At 42.6% G+C, this 16761-nt stretch carries 13 protein-coding genes and 1 tRNA gene; 13 read left to right on the top strand and 1 reads right to left on the bottom strand.

Going from position 1 to position 16761, the window contains the following annotated elements; translation table 11 throughout:
• Nucleotides 1–18: 18 nt before the first annotated feature.
• Complete coding sequence (pepD, locus tag ABWP91_RS07740; protein WP_353242782.1) at nt 19–1479, bottom strand: beta-Ala-His dipeptidase; 1461 nt, start codon at nt 1477–1479, stop codon at nt 19–21.
• 653 nt (nt 1480–2132) lie between these two features.
• Between pepD and gpt the strand changes: the two genes are divergently transcribed.
• The 13 genes from gpt to ABWP91_RS07675 all read left to right on the top strand — a co-directional run bounded on the left by gpt (nt 2133) and on the right by ABWP91_RS07675 (nt 16698).
• The gene (gpt, locus tag ABWP91_RS07735) at nt 2133–2597 is read left to right on the top strand and encodes a xanthine phosphoribosyltransferase (RefSeq protein WP_206084762.1); all 465 of its coding nucleotides are present in this window, start codon (nt 2133–2135) and stop codon (nt 2595–2597) included.
• Between the two features lie 184 nt (nt 2598–2781).
• Nucleotides 2782–4032 carry an esterase FrsA gene (gene frsA / locus ABWP91_RS07730; RefSeq protein WP_353242781.1) on the top strand — a complete coding sequence of 417 codons (1251 nt, stop codon included), beginning with the start codon at nt 2782–2784 and terminating at the stop codon, nt 4030–4032.
• Nucleotides 4033–4103: 71 nt separating this feature from the next.
• Nucleotides 4104–4505, top strand: coding sequence for a sigma factor-binding protein Crl (crl, locus tag ABWP91_RS07725; protein ID WP_353242780.1), 402 nt, complete (start codon nt 4104–4106; stop codon nt 4503–4505).
• Nucleotides 4506–4620: 115 nt separating this feature from the next.
• The gene (gene proB, locus ABWP91_RS07720; protein ID WP_206084765.1) at nt 4621–5724 is read left to right on the top strand and encodes a glutamate 5-kinase; all 1104 of its coding nucleotides are present in this window, start codon (nt 4621–4623) and stop codon (nt 5722–5724) included.
• Between the two features lie 2 nt (nt 5725–5726).
• Nucleotides 5727–6980 (top strand): glutamate-5-semialdehyde dehydrogenase, encoded by a 1254-nt coding sequence (gene proA / locus ABWP91_RS07715; protein ID WP_353242779.1) that lies wholly within the window; start codon nt 5727–5729, stop codon nt 6978–6980.
• Nucleotides 6981–7114: 134 nt separating this feature from the next.
• Nucleotides 7115–7612, top strand: a complete 498-nt coding sequence (gene aroL, locus ABWP91_RS07710) for a shikimate kinase AroL (RefSeq protein WP_353242778.1) — start codon at nt 7115–7117, stop codon at nt 7610–7612.
• Between the two features lie 147 nt (nt 7613–7759).
• Nucleotides 7760–9907 (top strand): bifunctional acyl-ACP--phospholipid O-acyltransferase/long-chain-fatty-acid--ACP ligase, encoded by a 2148-nt coding sequence (gene aas / locus ABWP91_RS07705; RefSeq protein WP_353242777.1) that lies wholly within the window; start codon nt 7760–7762, stop codon nt 9905–9907.
• Between the two features lies 1 nt (nt 9908).
• Nucleotides 9909–11105 carry a lysophospholipid transporter LplT gene (gene lplT, locus ABWP91_RS07700; protein ID WP_353242776.1) on the top strand — a complete coding sequence of 399 codons (1197 nt, stop codon included), beginning with the start codon at nt 9909–9911 and terminating at the stop codon, nt 11103–11105.
• 20 nt (nt 11106–11125) lie between these two features.
• Nucleotides 11126–11629 carry a nicotinamide-nucleotide amidase gene (gene pncC / locus ABWP91_RS07695; RefSeq protein WP_353242775.1) on the top strand — a complete coding sequence of 168 codons (504 nt, stop codon included), beginning with the start codon at nt 11126–11128 and terminating at the stop codon, nt 11627–11629.
• A 104-nt stretch (nt 11630–11733) separates the two neighbouring features.
• Nucleotides 11734–12801 (top strand): recombinase RecA, encoded by a 1068-nt coding sequence (gene recA, locus ABWP91_RS07690; protein ID WP_353242774.1) that lies wholly within the window; start codon nt 11734–11736, stop codon nt 12799–12801.
• A 326-nt stretch (nt 12802–13127) separates the two neighbouring features.
• On the top strand, nt 13128–15755 hold the full coding sequence (alaS, locus tag ABWP91_RS07685) for an alanine--tRNA ligase (protein ID WP_353242773.1): 2628 nt from the start codon (nt 13128–13130) through the stop codon (nt 15753–15755).
• A 229-nt stretch (nt 15756–15984) separates the two neighbouring features.
• The gene (gene csrA, locus ABWP91_RS07680) at nt 15985–16170 is read left to right on the top strand and encodes a carbon storage regulator CsrA (protein WP_004264815.1); all 186 of its coding nucleotides are present in this window, start codon (nt 15985–15987) and stop codon (nt 16168–16170) included.
• Nucleotides 16171–16605: 435 nt separating this feature from the next.
• Nucleotides 16606–16698, top strand: a tRNA-Ser gene (locus ABWP91_RS07675).
• Nucleotides 16699–16761: the final 63 nt, after the last annotated feature.

Below are 16761 nucleotides of genomic sequence, written 5' to 3'. Positions count from 1 at the left end.
CTATTCAATATCAGTGGATTAACCTTTAACTGGGATGGCTTTTAGTACCGCAGTTAACAGTTTCCAATACTCGCCAACACTGGCGATATGAACACGTTCATCTGGTGAGTGTGCGCCACGAATGGTTGGCCCAATGGAGACCATGTCCATATCTGGATAGGGTTTCTTGAACAAACCGCACTCAAGGCCCGCATGGATCACCATCACATTTGGGATCTTACCAAACAACTTATTATAGGTTTCGCTCACCAAGTGCATCACAGCAGAGTCTGCATCTGGCTGCCAACCTGGGTAGCTACCTTCTGCACGGTATTGAGCTTTCGCTAATTTACTGACAGAAGTCAGCATGTTAACGACATAATTTTTACCGCTATCGATGAGTGAACGAACGAGGAAGATGACCTCTGCTTTATCTTCCGTCATACGTACCACACCTTCATTTAGTGAGGTTTCCACGACACCTTTTGCGACATCACTCATACGGATAACGCCATTTGGTGCCGCATTTAAGAAGAAAACAAAGCGTTGTTGGCAGTCATCAGACAGTGCTTTTAAGTCGCTTTGTGTTTCATCTAACAACAGCACTAAGTTAGGTTCAACAGCGGCTAACTCATTTTTCAGAATGCTTTCGTAGCGTGTTCTTAGTGCCGTCAGATCGGCGACTTTACCAGCTGGAACAGAAATAATGGCGTGTGCTTCACGTGGGATAGCATTACGTACTGTACCGCCTTTAAACTCTAATAGTTTTAGGCTGAGATCTTCTGCGTGGCCTGCAAGAAAACGCGCTAACAGTTTGTTTGCATTACCTAAACCTAAATGAACATCACCACCCGAGTGGCCGCCTTTTAAGCCTTTCAAAGTCAAGGTAAAGGTTTGATAACCTTGTGGCAATGCTTCGCGAGTTAGGTCAAAAGTGGTTGTGAAATCAACACCACCAGCGCAACCCATGTAGATTTCGCCTTCTTCTTCGGAGTCGGTGTTGATTAAGATATCCGCTTGTAACCAGCCTGCTTTTAAGCCAAACGCACCTTCCATACCCGCTTCTTCGGTCATGGTTAACAGCACTTCCATTGGACCGTGCTCAACGCTGTCATCAGCTAAAACCGCCAGTGCAGATGCTAAACCAATACCGTTATCTGCGCCTAATGTGGTTCCTTCAGCAGTCACCCATTCGCCGTTCACATACGGGCGAATTGGGTCAACTTTAAAGTCATGCACAGTATCGTTATTTTTTTGCGGAACCATGTCTAAGTGGGCTTGCAACACTACGGCTTTACGGTTTTCGTAGCCCGCAGTCGCAGGTTTGCGGATCAAAATATTACCAACTTCATCACGTTCAACGTGGAAGCCTTTTTGTTTTGACCAATCAACGATATGTGCTGCTAAAGCTTCTTCATGATATGAAGGATGTGGAATGGAGCAAATGGTAGCGAAGATGTCCCACAGTGGTTGGGGGGATAATTTGGTTAGTTCAGACACGTGTATCTCCTGTGATTTTCCCGTTATATTTCAAGCTATAGCGTTGTTGGCTACACTCACAAACCTGCGTCACATACTGATGTATGCTCCTTGGATTTGTTCATTTGCCGCCTAGCTATAACTTGAACTATTTAGGGAAAATATCCGTAGTATTTCAAGCTATAGCGTTGTTGGCTACACTCACAAACCTGCGTCACATACTGATGTATGCTCCTTGGATTTGTTCATTTGCCGCCTAGCTATAACTTGAACTATTTAGGGAAAATATCCGTAGTATTTCAAGCTATAGCGTTGTTGGCCGCACTCACAAACCTTCGTCACATACTGATGTATACTCTAGGTTACTTTAGGGAAAACCCCTGAATCATCTAGACAGCGGCCGATTGACAGTCAACGCGAGTTTCAGCTTCGATTTTTAAAAGGAACATTGCTGTAATTGTGACCTAACAGCCTGAAGTTTCGAATTAAAGGCTGCCTCTTTTATAGACTCAGGATAACACTTTCTTTTGAATAATGGACAGTGTAAATGATAATAATTGATGGCGAATGATGCTTTTTACTGGTTTTTAGCGCGCCGAATCACTATAATCTCGCGCAACCTTTTTTCCGCAAGACACATTTCAGATTTACTCAGCAGTCGGGACCCGAATTATATGAGCGAAAAATATGTCGTAACGTGGGATATGTTGCAAATACATGCCCGTAAACTCGCACAACGTTTATTACCAGTAGAACAATGGACCGGTATTATCGCGGTTAGCCGTGGTGGACTTGTTCCAGGTGCACTTCTTGCACGTGAACTGGGTATTCGTCACGTTGATACCGTTTGTATTTCTAGCTATGACCATGATAATCAACGCGAATTAACTGTTATCAAGCGCGCTGAAGGCGATGGTGAAGGCTTTATCGTCATTGATGATTTAGTCGATACTGGCGGTACTGCACAAGCGATCCGCGATATGTATCCAAAAGCACACTTTGTGACTATCTTCGCAAAACCAGCTGGTCGTCCATTAGTTGATGATTATGTGGTTGATATCCCTCAAGATACTTGGATTGAGCAGCCTTGGGATATGGGCGTTGTCTTTGTTAAGCCTCTGTGTGAACAAGATAAATAAATCTGTTTGCTACTTAAAGTTAGGTAAAAACACTGTAATTATAAAGCCTTATAGATTTTACTGATTACTAGAACACATTAATACCTAAAATTTTTGAGTCAAACACGATATAATTTGGGGAGTGCATTATGTGCATTCCCCTTATTTTTTGGTTCCATTCAGCGACGGTATACAGGTAATTGGGATGACTCAGCAAAATTTATCCGAAAAACTATTTAAGCCTAAAATCAGACAGGTTGAAACATCAACACTGGTTTCATATTCCGCCCAAACACTGCCTCAGATCATAGAGCACAGTGTGCTGAGTGGTTCTCACCATGTAGGCTGGTATCGCATGATTAACCGCTTGATGTGGATTTGGCGTGGAATTGATGCATTAGAAATTGAAGATGTGCTTAGCCGTATTGCGGTTTCGAATGCGCCACGAAGTAATGAGAGCCAACTCGATACAGTTATCGGTAACCGTTCAGGCAACTGGTGTTTTGAATGGTCTCAACAAGCGATGCACTGGCAACAAAAAGCTTTAGAGTTTGAACAAGGCATTGATGCAGGCAATGCCTGGTTAAGAGCGGCAAATTTATATAGCATTGCAGCCTATCCGTTTATCAAAGGTGACGAGCTAGCGGATCAAGCGATTCTTCTTGCGAATAAAGCCTATGATAGCGCCGCAAAATTTTCCCAATACCGTTTAAAGAAAATTCCTTTCAAAGTCGATGGTGGCAAAGAAGTTTGTGGCTTTTTGCATATCCCTTCTCATGGGCAAGGGCCTTATCCTACCGTAATGATCTGCGGTATGTTAGATAGCTTACAGATTGATTTTTGTCGCTATTTTCGTGATTACCTTGAGCCATTGGGTATTGCAATGCTTACGCTGGATATGCCATCCATTGGTTATTCGGTCAAATACAAGCTTACCCAAGAAACGACTACGTTACATGAGCAAATTGTCCGCCAAATTGATGATATTGCATGGATTGACCATACGCGTTTTGGCATCGTAGGAATGCGTTTTGGTGCAAACATAGCGTTAAGATTAGCTTATATGTGCCCTGAAAAAATCAAAGGGGTCGCGGTAATAGGTCCAATTGTGCACAGTTTATTGCACGAAGAGAAATATCAACGAGATATTCCTCGAATGGTTTTGGATGTGTTCGCCAGCCGTTTAGGCATTTATCAAGTTGATGGCTCTGCGTTGCGCCATGAGCTTAGTTGTTATTCTTTGAAAAATCAGGGGCTTTTAGGCCGAAGAAGTAAGGTGCCTATGTTGGCGGTCAGCTTAAAAGATGATATTTATAGCCCGAAAGCGGAAGCAGACCTGATAAAACGCTCTTCTATGGATGCGGATGTTATTATGTTACCAAGCCATCCTGTATTTGCCAATTTTGAAAAAGCGTTAAGTGAAACAACGAATTGGTTAAAAACAAAAATACTTTAAAATAATTTAATAACTTGCTTATTTTTTCCCATTTGTTAAAAAGGGATCTTCCCAAGAAGGAGATCCTTAACATGGCTTTACCGACTGATTACACAAATGGAAAATATTTAAAGAAATTTGCAGCGATAGGTCCGTATTTAAGAGAAAAACAATGCTTAAAGGGTTGTTATATATTTGATAGTTTGGTTGTGTGTGTGAATGCCAACATAGCGCCTGAAAAACGTGAATTTTGGGGATGGTGGTTAAAGCTAGTTGCAACAGATGCGGGCTTTGAATTTACCTATCATCTAGGGCTGTACAATGGGCATGGTAGTTGGCAGGTTAAAGCACTAAAAGACAGTGTAACTACGGAATCTGTTGAAAAGAATTTAATCTCTTTTCATCAAAAGCTCACTAAGCAATTATCTGACCTTGAGTTAAGCCTCTTCCCTTCACCGCTAATGTCAGAATTAAAACTGGAATTAAGCGCATAAATTTGTTTTAAACCAACTTTTGTTGAATTTTGCGTTATGCCTGTTGGCATAACGCGCTTCTCCTGATAAAAATGATACCTACTTTTGTTTTATTAATCCTAATGGCAGAAAAATGATGAAAAATAGCCAGACACTGGTTGTTAAGTTAGGTACCAGTGTACTTACAGGGGGCTCGCGCCGTTTAAACCAAGCTCATATTGTTGAGTTGGTTAGGCAATGCGCGCAGCAATATGAAAAAGGGCACCGTATTATTATCGTGACATCTGGGGCAATTGCCGCGGGTCGCGAGCACCTAAATTACCCCGAATTGCCGGCTACCATTGCATCTAAACAGTTGCTCGCGGCGGTCGGTCAAAGTCGTTTGATTCAATTGTGGGAAAGATTATTCTCCATTTATGGTATCCATATCGGGCAAATGTTGCTGACTCGTGCAGATTTAGAAGACAGAGAGCGCTTTTTAAATGCGCGGGATACCTTACAAGCATTACTTGATAACGGTATTATTCCTGTCATCAATGAAAATGATGCGGTTGCAACTGCGGAAATAAAAGTGGGCGATAATGACAACTTATCGGCACTTGCCGCAATTCTCGGGGATGCAGACAAACTGTTATTGTTGACAGATATTGAGGGTTTGTATGATGCAGATCCCCGCAGCAACCCAGATGCAAAATTGATCCCCGAAGTGTATGGTATCAATGATGAACTCAGGGAAATGGCGGGTGGTAGTGTCAGTGGCTTAGGAACGGGTGGAATGGCGACTAAGCTACAAGCTGCGGATGTTGCAGGCCGTGCGGGTATTGATGTGGTGATTGCCGCAGGCAATAAACCTGATGTCATTAATGCGGTCATCGAAAATATTCCTGTGGGAACTCGTTTTTACGGGCAGAAAAACCCAATGGAAAACCGTAAGCGCTGGATTTTCGGTGCGCCAGCTGCGGGTGATGTGTACATTGATGACGGTGCTCAATTGGCGATTATGGAAAAAGGTAGCTCATTATTGCCAAAAGGTATTAAGAAAATTGAGGGCGATTTCTCTCGCGGCGCAGTGATCCGCATCCGCAACATGGCAGGGAAAGACCTTGCACATGGTGTTACTCATTACAACAGTGATGCACTCAGAATGATTGCAGGTCAACATTCTCAAGATATAAACAAGATACTTGGCTATGAACACGGTTCTGTGGCTGTTCATCGCGATGATATGATAGTGAGTTAATTATGTTAGAAACAATGGGTAAAGCAGCAAGGGCTGCATCATGGCAATTAGCTCAGCTAAGCACCAAACAAAAAAATGCAGCATTACAGCAAATTGCGGATTTATTAGAGCAAGAAAGTGCCATTATTCTGGCGGCAAACGAAAAGGATATGGAGCAAGCAAGAGCAAGCGGCATGACTGAATCGCTGCAAGACCGCTTGTTGTTAACGCCTGAACGCTTAAAAAATATCGCTGATGATGTGCGTAAGGTGTGTCAACTTGCAGATCCTGTAGGCCAAGTCATTGATGGTAGCAAACTTGATAGCGGCTTAAATCTTCAGCGCCGACGCGTGCCATTGGGTGTGGTTGGTGTTATCTACGAAGCACGCCCTAATGTGACTGTCGATGTGGCTTCTTTATGCCTAAAAACCGGTAATGCTGCGATTATGCGTGGGGGCAAAGAAACCCACAATACTAATCTGGCAGTTGTTAGTGTTATTCAAAAAGCCCTGAAAAATAGTGGGTTACCAGCAGAAGCAGTACAAGCGATTAATAACCCTGATCGCGAGTTAGTGGCTCAATTACTGAAATTAGATCGATACGTAGACATGTTAATTCCGCGAGGTGGTGCAGGGTTACATAAGCTATGCCGTGAACAATCAACCATTCCCGTGATCACTGGTGGGATTGGTGTGTGCCATACTTTTGTCGATGAGTCTGTCAATTTTGACAAAGCCATCAACGTAATTATTAATGCAAAAGTACAGCGCCCAAGCGCTTGTAATTCACTGGAGACATTGCTGGTCCACAAAAATATCGCCGCTCAATTTTTGCCATTACTCAGCGAAAAAATGGCCGAGCAACAAGTCACGTTGCACGCGAGTGAGCAAGCGATGCCATTCTTACAGCAAGGCCCTGCAAAAGTGGTTGATGTTAAACCCGAAAATTTAGTTGATGAGTGGCTATCTCTGGATTTAAATGTGGAAATTGTTGCTGATGTGGATGCGGCTATCGACCATATTCGTCATTATGGCACCGCACACTCGGATGCTATTTTGACGGAGTCGATTAGCCAAGCAGATTATTTTGTACAGTGTGTTGATTCCGCGGCTGTATACGTGAATGCGAGTACGCGCTTTACGGACGGTGGGCAGTTTGGCCTAGGTGCTGAAGTTGCCGTGAGTACGCAAAAATTGCATTCACGGGGCCCTATGGGGCTGGATGCGTTAACAACCTACAAATGGATTGGTTATGGTGATTTTTTAAATCGCCCATAGAAGTGAAGAAATAATGATAAAGCCACACAAGTGAAGTGTGGCTTTCTTTTTTATGGTTTGCCGTATCTGGCAACGTTTATAAGCAAATGAGTGGCTAAATTTTATTAGCATTCATGATGATGGGATAGAAATTAATGTTTTACATTATCGGTCCAAGAGGTTCAGGTAAAACAACAATTGGGAAATTATTTGCTGAATCTAAAGGCTACCAATTTGTTGATACAGATAAATTAATACTTGAAAAATCAGGGAAAAGTATTGCAGAAATCGTTGAGCAGCATGGTTGGGATCATTTTCGCCAGTTAGAAAGTGAAATCTTAAAATCAATTGTACAAGATGATGTGGTTGTTTCTACAGGAGGAGGAATTATCCTTGCTGAGGAAAATCAACACGTAATGCGAGATAACGGAACGGTTATTTATTTAAATGCGAGGCCTGACGTTCTCGCTAAGCGCCTTGCTGCTGAGCCTCAAGCAGACCAACGCCCAAGCCTAACGGGTAAATCTTTAGTGGAAGAAATTGAAGAGGTTATGCAGCAACGGGAGCCTATCTACCGTGCGACTGCCCACCACATTATTGATGCGACCCAACCGATTGACGAAATTATCGCGCAACTCAATGATTTATCTTAAACTCATTATAGACAGCCGCTTTTTATATTGGGTGTTTTCGGATTATACCCCTAGTGGAGAGCACCTTGTTCAGTAAGATAAGTGTTATTACGGCATAACACTATTTTGGTAACATACAAAAATATAATCATAATATAGGCATTCATTATGTTGGTGAAAATAATCAAAGCCATCCTTACATTTTTATTTCGTGTTGAAGTTGTTGGTGATGCGAAAGCGTTTGATCAAGATAAATGCTTGATTACCCCTAATCACGTCTCTTTTCTCGATGGCGTTTTGATTGCACTTTTTCTCCCTGTAAAACCTGTATTTGCCGTTTACTCAACTTTTGCAACACCTAAAATGGTGAAGCGCCTTAAGCCTTATGCTGATATCGTCCCGCTTGATCCTGCGAATCCATTGGGGATTCGACACCTTGTTAAAGAGGTAGACAAAGGGCGCCCAATTGTTATTTTCCCAGAGGGGCGAATTTCGGTACACGCCTCGTTGATGAAAATCTATGAAGGCGCGGCATTTGTCGCTGCCAAATCTGAAGCAAAGGTTGTCCCTATTCGTATTGAGGGTGCTGAGCGTAGCCACTTTGGGCGCTTGAAAGGCATTATTCCGCTAAAATGGTTCCCGAAAATTACGTTACATATTTTGCCTGCGCAAATTATTCCGATGCCAGAAGCACCAAAATCGGTTGAGCGTCGTGCGCTAGCAGGCGAACATCTTTATCAAATTATGAAATCTGCACGTATGGCTTGCCGACCACAAGTGACGCTGGTTGAAGAGTTTATCGACAGTGTGCAGCGTTTTGGTCGCCGTACGCCATGTATTGAAGACATCGCATTTAAAGAAGACTCATACCAAACATTACTGAAAAAAACGCTAGGGGTAGGGCGTATCATTGAACGCTATACCCACGAAAACGAACGCGTTGGCCTTTTACTGCCTAATGCAACGGTGACGGCGGCAGCGATTTTTGGGGCATTGATGAGAGGGCGTGTCCCTGCGATGTTGAATTACACAGCGGGTAGTCATGGGATTAGTAATGCACTGAAAGCTTCAGCAGCGAAAGTGGTATTCACTTCGCGGCAATTTCTCGAGAAAGGTAACCTCACTCATATTCCAGAACAGGTGCCTGAAGCCAACTGGATTTACCTTGAAGATTTAAAAGATACTGTAACTTTGCAAGATAAGTTATGGATTGTTAAACACTTATTTAACCCACGTAAAGCCATTGTTCCACGAAAAGCATCGGATGAAGCTATTGTCTTATTTACCTCTGGCTCTGAGGGAACACCAAAAGGCGTAGTGCATAGCCATGCCAGTTTGATGGCAAACGTTGAGCAAATTAAAACGATTGCTGACTTTACGCCTCGTGACCGTTTTATGTCTTCGTTGCCTCTATTTCATGCCTTTGGTTTAACGGTCGGGTTATTTATCCCTCTGTTTTCAGGGAGCCGCGTTTTTCTATACCCAAGCCCACTGCATTACCGCATTATTCCGGAACTTGTATATGACAAGAACTGTACAGTGTTATTCGGTACATCAACATTCTTAGGAAATTATGCTCGTTTTGCTCATCAATATGATTTTGCCCGTTTACGTTATGTGGTCGCAGGAGCGGAAAAACTTTCGGATAAAACGAAGAAAATTTGGTTTGAAAAATTCGGTATTCGTATCCTTGAAGGTTATGGTGTGACCGAATGTGCGCCCATTGTCTCTATCAACGTTCCTATGGCGGCTAAAGAAGGCTCGGTAGGGCAAATTTTACCTGAGATGGAAGCGCGTATTATCCCTATTTCTGGTATCGAAAAAGGCGGAAAACTGCAACTTAAAGGCCCAAATATCATGAAAGGGTATTTACGTGTTGAAGCGCCGGGTGTACTTGAAACGCCAAGTGCTGAAAATGCGCAGGGCGAGGTAGAAGATGGCTGGTACGACACAGGTGATATTGTTGAGTTAGATAATAAAAACTTCTGCACTATCAAAGGCCGTGTTAAACGCTTTGCGAAACTGGCCGGGGAAATGGTTTCCCTTGAAAGCATTGAACAGATGGTCGCCACGTTGTCACCAAATGCGAATCATGGCGTCGTGACAAAACCCGATAGCAGTAAAGGTGAAGCCTTAGTCTTGTTCACTACCGATAAAGAGTTGGATAGAAGCGCGTTATCGGCAGCAGCGAAAAGCCGAGGATTAACTGAACTCGCAGTTCCTCGTGATATCCGCTTGGTAAAAGAGTTACCTATTTTAGGTAGCGGCAAAACGGACTTTGTCACACTGAAACAAATGGCCTTAAAGGATGCCTAATATGCAAGAAACTACACCTAATTTACCGTTGATGAGCCGAGGAATGAAAGCCGTTTTAGCGTCTCAATTCCTCTCTGCATTTGCGGATAATGCCCTGTTATTTGCCATATTAGCGCAACTTAAAGCTGAGTTTTACCCTGAATGGAGCCATCCTATTCTGCAAATGGTATTTGTGTTTACTTATATCGTTCTAGCCCCTTTTGTTGGGCAGGTAGCCGATAGATTCTCTAAAGGTCGCGTGATGTTGTTCTCCAATATTTTTAAATTTATTGGGGCGCTAGGGATTTGCTTTGGGTTAAACCCTTTCCTTTGTTATGGACTGGTAGGGATTGGGGCAGCGTCTTATTCACCTGCTAAATATGGTATCTTAGGCGAATTAACAGGGGGAGATAACCTTGTTAAAGCCAATGGTGTGATGGAAGCTTCAACGATTGCGGCAATCTTAGTGGGCTCTGTTGTTGGCGGAATGCTCTCTGATATCAATCTGTTATTAGCGTTAGGGACATGTGCGATTTTATATGCACTGGCTGTTATTGCTAACTTCTTTATTCCACACCTTGCGGCGGCAAGACCCGGAAAAGGTTGGAATCTCAAATTGCTGGTCACTGATTTCTTTCAAGCATGCCGTATTTTATGGGCGAATCAGGAAAGCCGTTTTTCCCTAGTTGGAACCAGTTTGTTTTGGGGGGCCGGGGTCACATTGCGTTTTTTATTAGTTGCTTGGGTACCTGTGGCTTTAGGCTTACAAGATAACACAACCCCAACCATCTTAAATGCCATGGTTGCAGTGGGGATTGTTGCAGGGGCTGGGCTTGCGGCTAAATTTATTACTTTGAAAACCGTTTACCGCTGTATTCCTGCTGGGGTTATTATCGGTGTGATGGTGGTGTTACTTTCCTTGCAAACTAATATTATTCCATCCTACTTTATCTTAATTGTTTTAGGGGTGTTTGGCGGATTATTTGTTGTTCCTCTAAATGCTTTACTGCAAGAGAAAGGTAAAGAAACAGTTGGTGCGGGGAATGCTATTGCAGTTCAAAATTTAGGTGAAAACAGTGCGATGCTGATTATGCTAGGCTTGTATTCATTGGCAATTAAGGGCGGTTTATCTGTAGTGAATGCAGGCATTGGCTTTGGTGCAGTATTCACGATCGCGATTGCCGGCTTATGGATTTGGGATCGTGCTCGTAAAAAATGATGTAAATGGTGGATTACGTAATGATAGATGAGAAGCAACTCGAAACATTAAGTATTCAGATTGGGAAAAAGCTTCAAGCTCAAGGTAAAACAATCACTACCGCAGAGTCCTGCACTGGTGGTTGGATTGCAAAGGTGCTGACTGATATTTCTGGGAGCTCAGATTACTTCCAGCGTGGCTTTGTCACTTACAGCAACGAAGCCAAACACCAAATGATTGGTGTGACAGATGCATCTTTACAACAATTTGGCGCGGTTAGCGAACAAGTGGTTGAGGAAATGGCCTCAGGGGCATTAAAAGAAGCTGCTGCCGATTTTGCGATTTCAGTCAGTGGTATTGCAGGCCCTGGAGGCGGTAGTATAGACAAACCCGTTGGTACAGTATGGTTTGGTTTTGCCAAAAAACAGGCTGATGGCACAGTGTCAGTCACCACTCGGCATCGTGTATTTCAAGGTGATAGAAATCAAGTGCGTTTACAATCAACAGGTTATGCACTGGAAATACTTTTGAGTCTGTTAAATTAAAAATTTCCTTGATACTGTATGATTATACAGTATACTTAGTTCCAACAAATCGAATTCAATCGTTTTATTCGCAGTGGCAAGGCCATTGCACTTAGGGAGTAAACATGGCTATTGATGAAAACAAACAAAAAGCACTGGCTGCGGCACTGGGTCAAATTGAAAAGCAATTTGGTAAAGGTTCCATTATGCGTCTTGGTGAAGACCGCTCAATGGATGTTGAAACCATCTCAACAGGTTCTTTATCGCTTGACGTTGCATTAGGTGCTGGTGGCCTGCCATTAGGTCGTATTGTTGAAATCTACGGTCCAGAATCTTCAGGTAAAACCACCCTAACATTGCAAGTCATCGCAGCGGCACAACGCAGTGGTAAAACCTGTGCGTTTATCGATGCTGAGCACGCACTTGATCCTATTTATGCGAAAAAACTTGGTGTTGATATCGATAACTTACTGTGTTCCCAGCCAGACACAGGTGAGCAAGCGCTTGAAATCTGTGATGCACTGACTCGCTCAGGTGCTGTTGACGTGATTATCGTTGACTCCGTTGCTGCATTAACCCCGAAAGCAGAAATTGAAGGTGAGATTGGTGATTCTCACATGGGTCTTGCTGCACGTATGATGAGCCAAGCAATGCGTAAATTAGCGGGTAACTTAAAAACCTCCAATACGCTTCTGATCTTCATCAACCAAATTCGTATGAAAATTGGTGTGATGTTTGGTAACCCAGAAACTACAACGGGTGGTAATGCGCTGAAATTCTACGCATCTGTTCGTTTAGATATCCGTCGTATTGGCGCAGTGAAAAACGGTGAAGAAATCGTTGGTAGCGAAACACGCGTTAAAGTGGTAAAAAACAAAGTTGCGGCACCATTCAAACAAGCAGAATTCCAAATTCTTTATGGTGAAGGGATTAATACCTTTGGTGAGTTAATTGACTTGGGTGTTAAGCACAAGCTAATTGAAAAAGCAGGCGCTTGGTATAGCTATAACGGTGATAAAATTGGCCAGGGTAAAGCTAACTCAACGACTTACTTAAAAGAACATCCTGAAGTTGCTCATGAAATTGACACAAAATTACGTGAAATGTTACTCAACCATACTGGTGAATTTAGCAGCGCAGCAACGGACTTTATCAGTGGTTCTGATGAAGAAGAAACACCAGAAGAATTTTAATTATTAGCTAGTCAGTTGATTAGTCATTAGATTATAGGCGCTGCTCTTATTGGGTAGCGCCTTTTTTATTTTTCCCAATCGTAATAATCGTTTATTCAACAGTTTTTCTGTGGAAAAATACGCTGACCAGAGGTATAAACATACTTTCAGAAAATATCTAGACGCTTTACAATGAAAGCCACGAATGGATGTAGCTATAATTTTACTTCTATACAAAGAGACTTTATCTTATCAGTCACTTTTTAATCGGAGAGTTGATTAGAGGTGATGTTACACGCCATCTCAACAATTCATAATTCTGTTTCCAGCTTGATATCGGGATAAATATGAGTAAAAGCACCGCTGAGATCCGCCAAGCGTTTCTCGACTTTTTTCATACAAAAGGTCATCAGGTGGTCACCAGCAGTTCGCTAGTGCCTAACAATGACCCGACACTATTGTTCACAAACGCAGGGATGAACCAGTTCAAAGATGTATTTCTTGGTCTGGATAAGAGAGCATATTCCCGAGCGACAACTGCACAGCGCTGTGTGCGTGCAGGTGGTAAACATAACGACTTAGAAAACGTAGGCTATACGGCTCGTCACCACACATTTTTCGAAATGTTAGGTAATTTCAGCTTTGGTGACTACTTTAAGCACGATGCAATTCGCTTTGCGTGGGAATTACTGACAAGCGAAGAATGGTTTAACCTACCAAAAGAAAGATTGTGGGTCACCGTTTATGCAACAGACGATGAAGCTTATGATATCTGGAATAAAGAAATTGGTGTTCCAGCAGAGCGCATCATTCGTATCGGTGATAATAAAGGCGCACCTTATGCATCAGATAACTTCTGGCAGATGGGTGACACAGGGCCTTGTGGTCCTTGTACTGAAATTTTCTATGATCATGGCGATCATATCTGGGGTGGCCCTCCAGGCAGCCCTGAAGAAGATGGCGATCGTTACATTGAAATCTGGAACCTCGTCTTCATGCAGTTTAACCGTCAATCAGACGGCACCATGGAACCTCTGCCAAAACCTTCTGTAGATACAGGAATGGGGTTAGAGCGTATCTCTGCGGTATTGCAACACGTCAATTCAAACTATGACATCGATATTTTCCGTGAATTAATTGCAGCGGCAGCGAAAGCAACAGGTGCAACTGATTTGGAAAATAAATCACTACGAGTGATTGCTGACCATATTCGTTCTTGTGCTTTCCTTGTTAGTGATGGCGTTATTCCATCAAACGAAGGCCGTGGTTACGTTCTGCGTCGTATTATTCGTCGTGCAGTTCGTCATGGTTATATGCTTGGTGCTAAAGAAACATTCTTCTATAAATTAGTGGCTCCACTAATTAACGTAATGGGCTCAGCAGCGGAAGAACTTCAACGTCAACAAGCCATGGTTGAAAAAGTTCTTAAGACAGAAGAAGAGCAGTTTGCCCGTACTTTAGAGCGTGGCTTACAATTATTAGATGAAGAATTGGCATCTTTAAAAAACGATACCCTTGATGGTGAGGCCGCATTCCGTCTCTATGATACTTACGGTTTCCCAATCGACTTAACCGCAGACGTTTGCCGTGAGCGCAATATTAAAGTTGATGAAGAAGGCTTTGAACGCGCAATGGAAGACCAGCGTCGTCGTGCGAGAGAATCTAGCGGTTTCGGTGCTGACTATAATTCATTAATCAAAGTTGATAAGCGTAGTGAGTTCTCTGGTTACCAATATGATGAACAACAAGCGACTATCACTGCACTGTATAAAGATGGTCAACCTGTTGATAGCTTAAATGTTGGCGAAGAAGGTTTAGTCATCCTTGATAAAACTGCATTTTACGCAGAATCAGGTGGTCAAGTTGGTGACATTGGTTTCTTAAATAATGACAATGCGCGTTTCAATGTGACAGACACACAAAAGTATGGTCAAGCCATTGGTCATATCGGTAAAGTCGAATCAGGTTCATTAGTAGTTAACCACCGTATTACTGCCGTGGTTGATAGCGCAAGACGTAATGCTATTCGCTTGAATCACTCAGCAACGCACTTATTACACGCGGCATTACGCCAAGTACTGGGCGATCACGTTTCTCAGAAAGGCTCTCTTGTTAATGACAAGTACCTGCGTTTTGACTTCTCACATTTTGAAGCCATGACACAAGAGCAACTTCGTCAAGTTGAAGACATCGTCAATGCACAAATTCGTCAAAACTCAGAAATTGAAACTGAGTTGATGGATTTAGAGGGGGCGAAAGCGAAAGGGGCTATGGCATTATTTGGTGAAAAATATGAAGAACGTGTTCGGGTACTGAGCATGGGCGATTTTTCAATTGAATTATGTGGCGGTACTCACGCGAGCCGTACTGGTGATATCGGTCTGTTCCGTATTTTGAGTGAATCAGGAACAGCGGCAGGTGTTCGCCGGATTGAAGCGACGACAGGTGCAATGGCGATTGAAAGTGTTCATCATCAATCAGAACAACTTTCGGCAATCGCTCATCTATTAAAAGGTGATATTAATAGTCTTGTTGAAAAAGTGAAATCTGCATTGGATAAATCTCGTCAGCTAGAAAAAGAGATTTTGCAACTAAAAGATCAACAAGCTTCTCAAGAAAGTGCTTCACTAAGCAGCAAAGCAAAAGATGTGAAAGGCGTCAAATTGTTAGTGAATCAATTGGGCGATACTGATCCTAAGCTATTGAGAACCATGGTTGATGATCTGAAAAACCAGTTGAAATCAGCGATTATCGTGCTTTCGACAACAAGTGGTGATAAAGTCAGTATGATCGTTGGTGTGACTAATGATTTGACTGCTAAAATTAAAGCAGGTGACTTAATCTCTTATGTTGCACAGCAAGTAGGTGGTAAAGGTGGTGGGCGCCCTGATATGGCACAAGCAGGTGGTACTGATGTAAATGCATTACCTGCAGCGATGGCCAGTGTTGAAGAGTGGGTTGAATCACGACTGTAAGTACTTACTAAAGTTGCCTTGTAGAAATATAAGGCAACTTTAAATCTGTTGCGGCATTGTTAATGTATTGCTTGTAGTGCTATATTTTGCTTGTAAATAATTAGAATGCTTGCCTTGATGGCATCAATGCTTTAGGTGAATGTCATTGCTTTACGTTTTCACGGTGTGTGATGGACAATAGCGGGGATACCTAGAGACCCGACTCTTTTAATATTTCAAGGAGCAAAGAATGCTTATTCTGACTCGTCGAGTTGGTGAAACACTCATGATAGGCGATGAGGTAACAGTTACTGTATTGGGTGTTAAAGGCAACCAAGTTCGTATTGGTGTTAACGCCCCAAAAGAAGTTTCTGTTCACCGTGAAGAAATTTATCAACGGATCCAGGCCGAAAAGACTCAACCAGATAATCAATAATAATGAATAAGCGTCCAATGATTGATCACACAGCAAGAATGGACGCTTGTCTTACCATCATTTCAAATTTATTAGTTCCATAAACTACTTTTTATTTGCTTCGTTCACTTATTTAGTTGAGTAAGACGACGCCTTGTTTACAACCCTCCTTTAAATTTTGCCTATAATTACGCCATATAACGGTAGTGAGCTAATAATTTTTTGGTTCAAAACCAATTTTATCCCTCTCTTTTTTATTCATAAAGTAAGTTATTTAGGGGCTGAAAAAGTTCTTTTTCGGTGTTAAACTAATCATCTTGCTTGTGAAATGTGCAAACAGACTGCGGAATGCAAAAAGTTTGGAAAAATTGTTTGACTTCTAAGTCTAGGAAAGTAATATGTGCGCCACACAGAGACGAGATGTTTGAAAAAACAAATCGTGTGTAACTAAAATATGGTGAGGTGGCCGAGAGGCTGAAGGCGCTCCCCTGCTAAGGGAGTATGCGGTCAAAAGCTGCATCGAGGGTTCGAATCCCTCCCTCACCGCCATTTTAGATTATGCATCCGTAGCTCAGCTGGATAGAGTACTCGGCTACGAACCGAGCGGTCGGA

Source organism: Providencia sp. (assembly GCF_040396775.1).
In the GTDB taxonomy this organism is placed as follows: Bacteria; Pseudomonadota; Gammaproteobacteria; order Enterobacterales; family Enterobacteriaceae; genus Providencia.
Note: the sequence above shows the minus strand (reverse complement) of the source record. Positions and strands in the feature narration are given on the sequence as shown.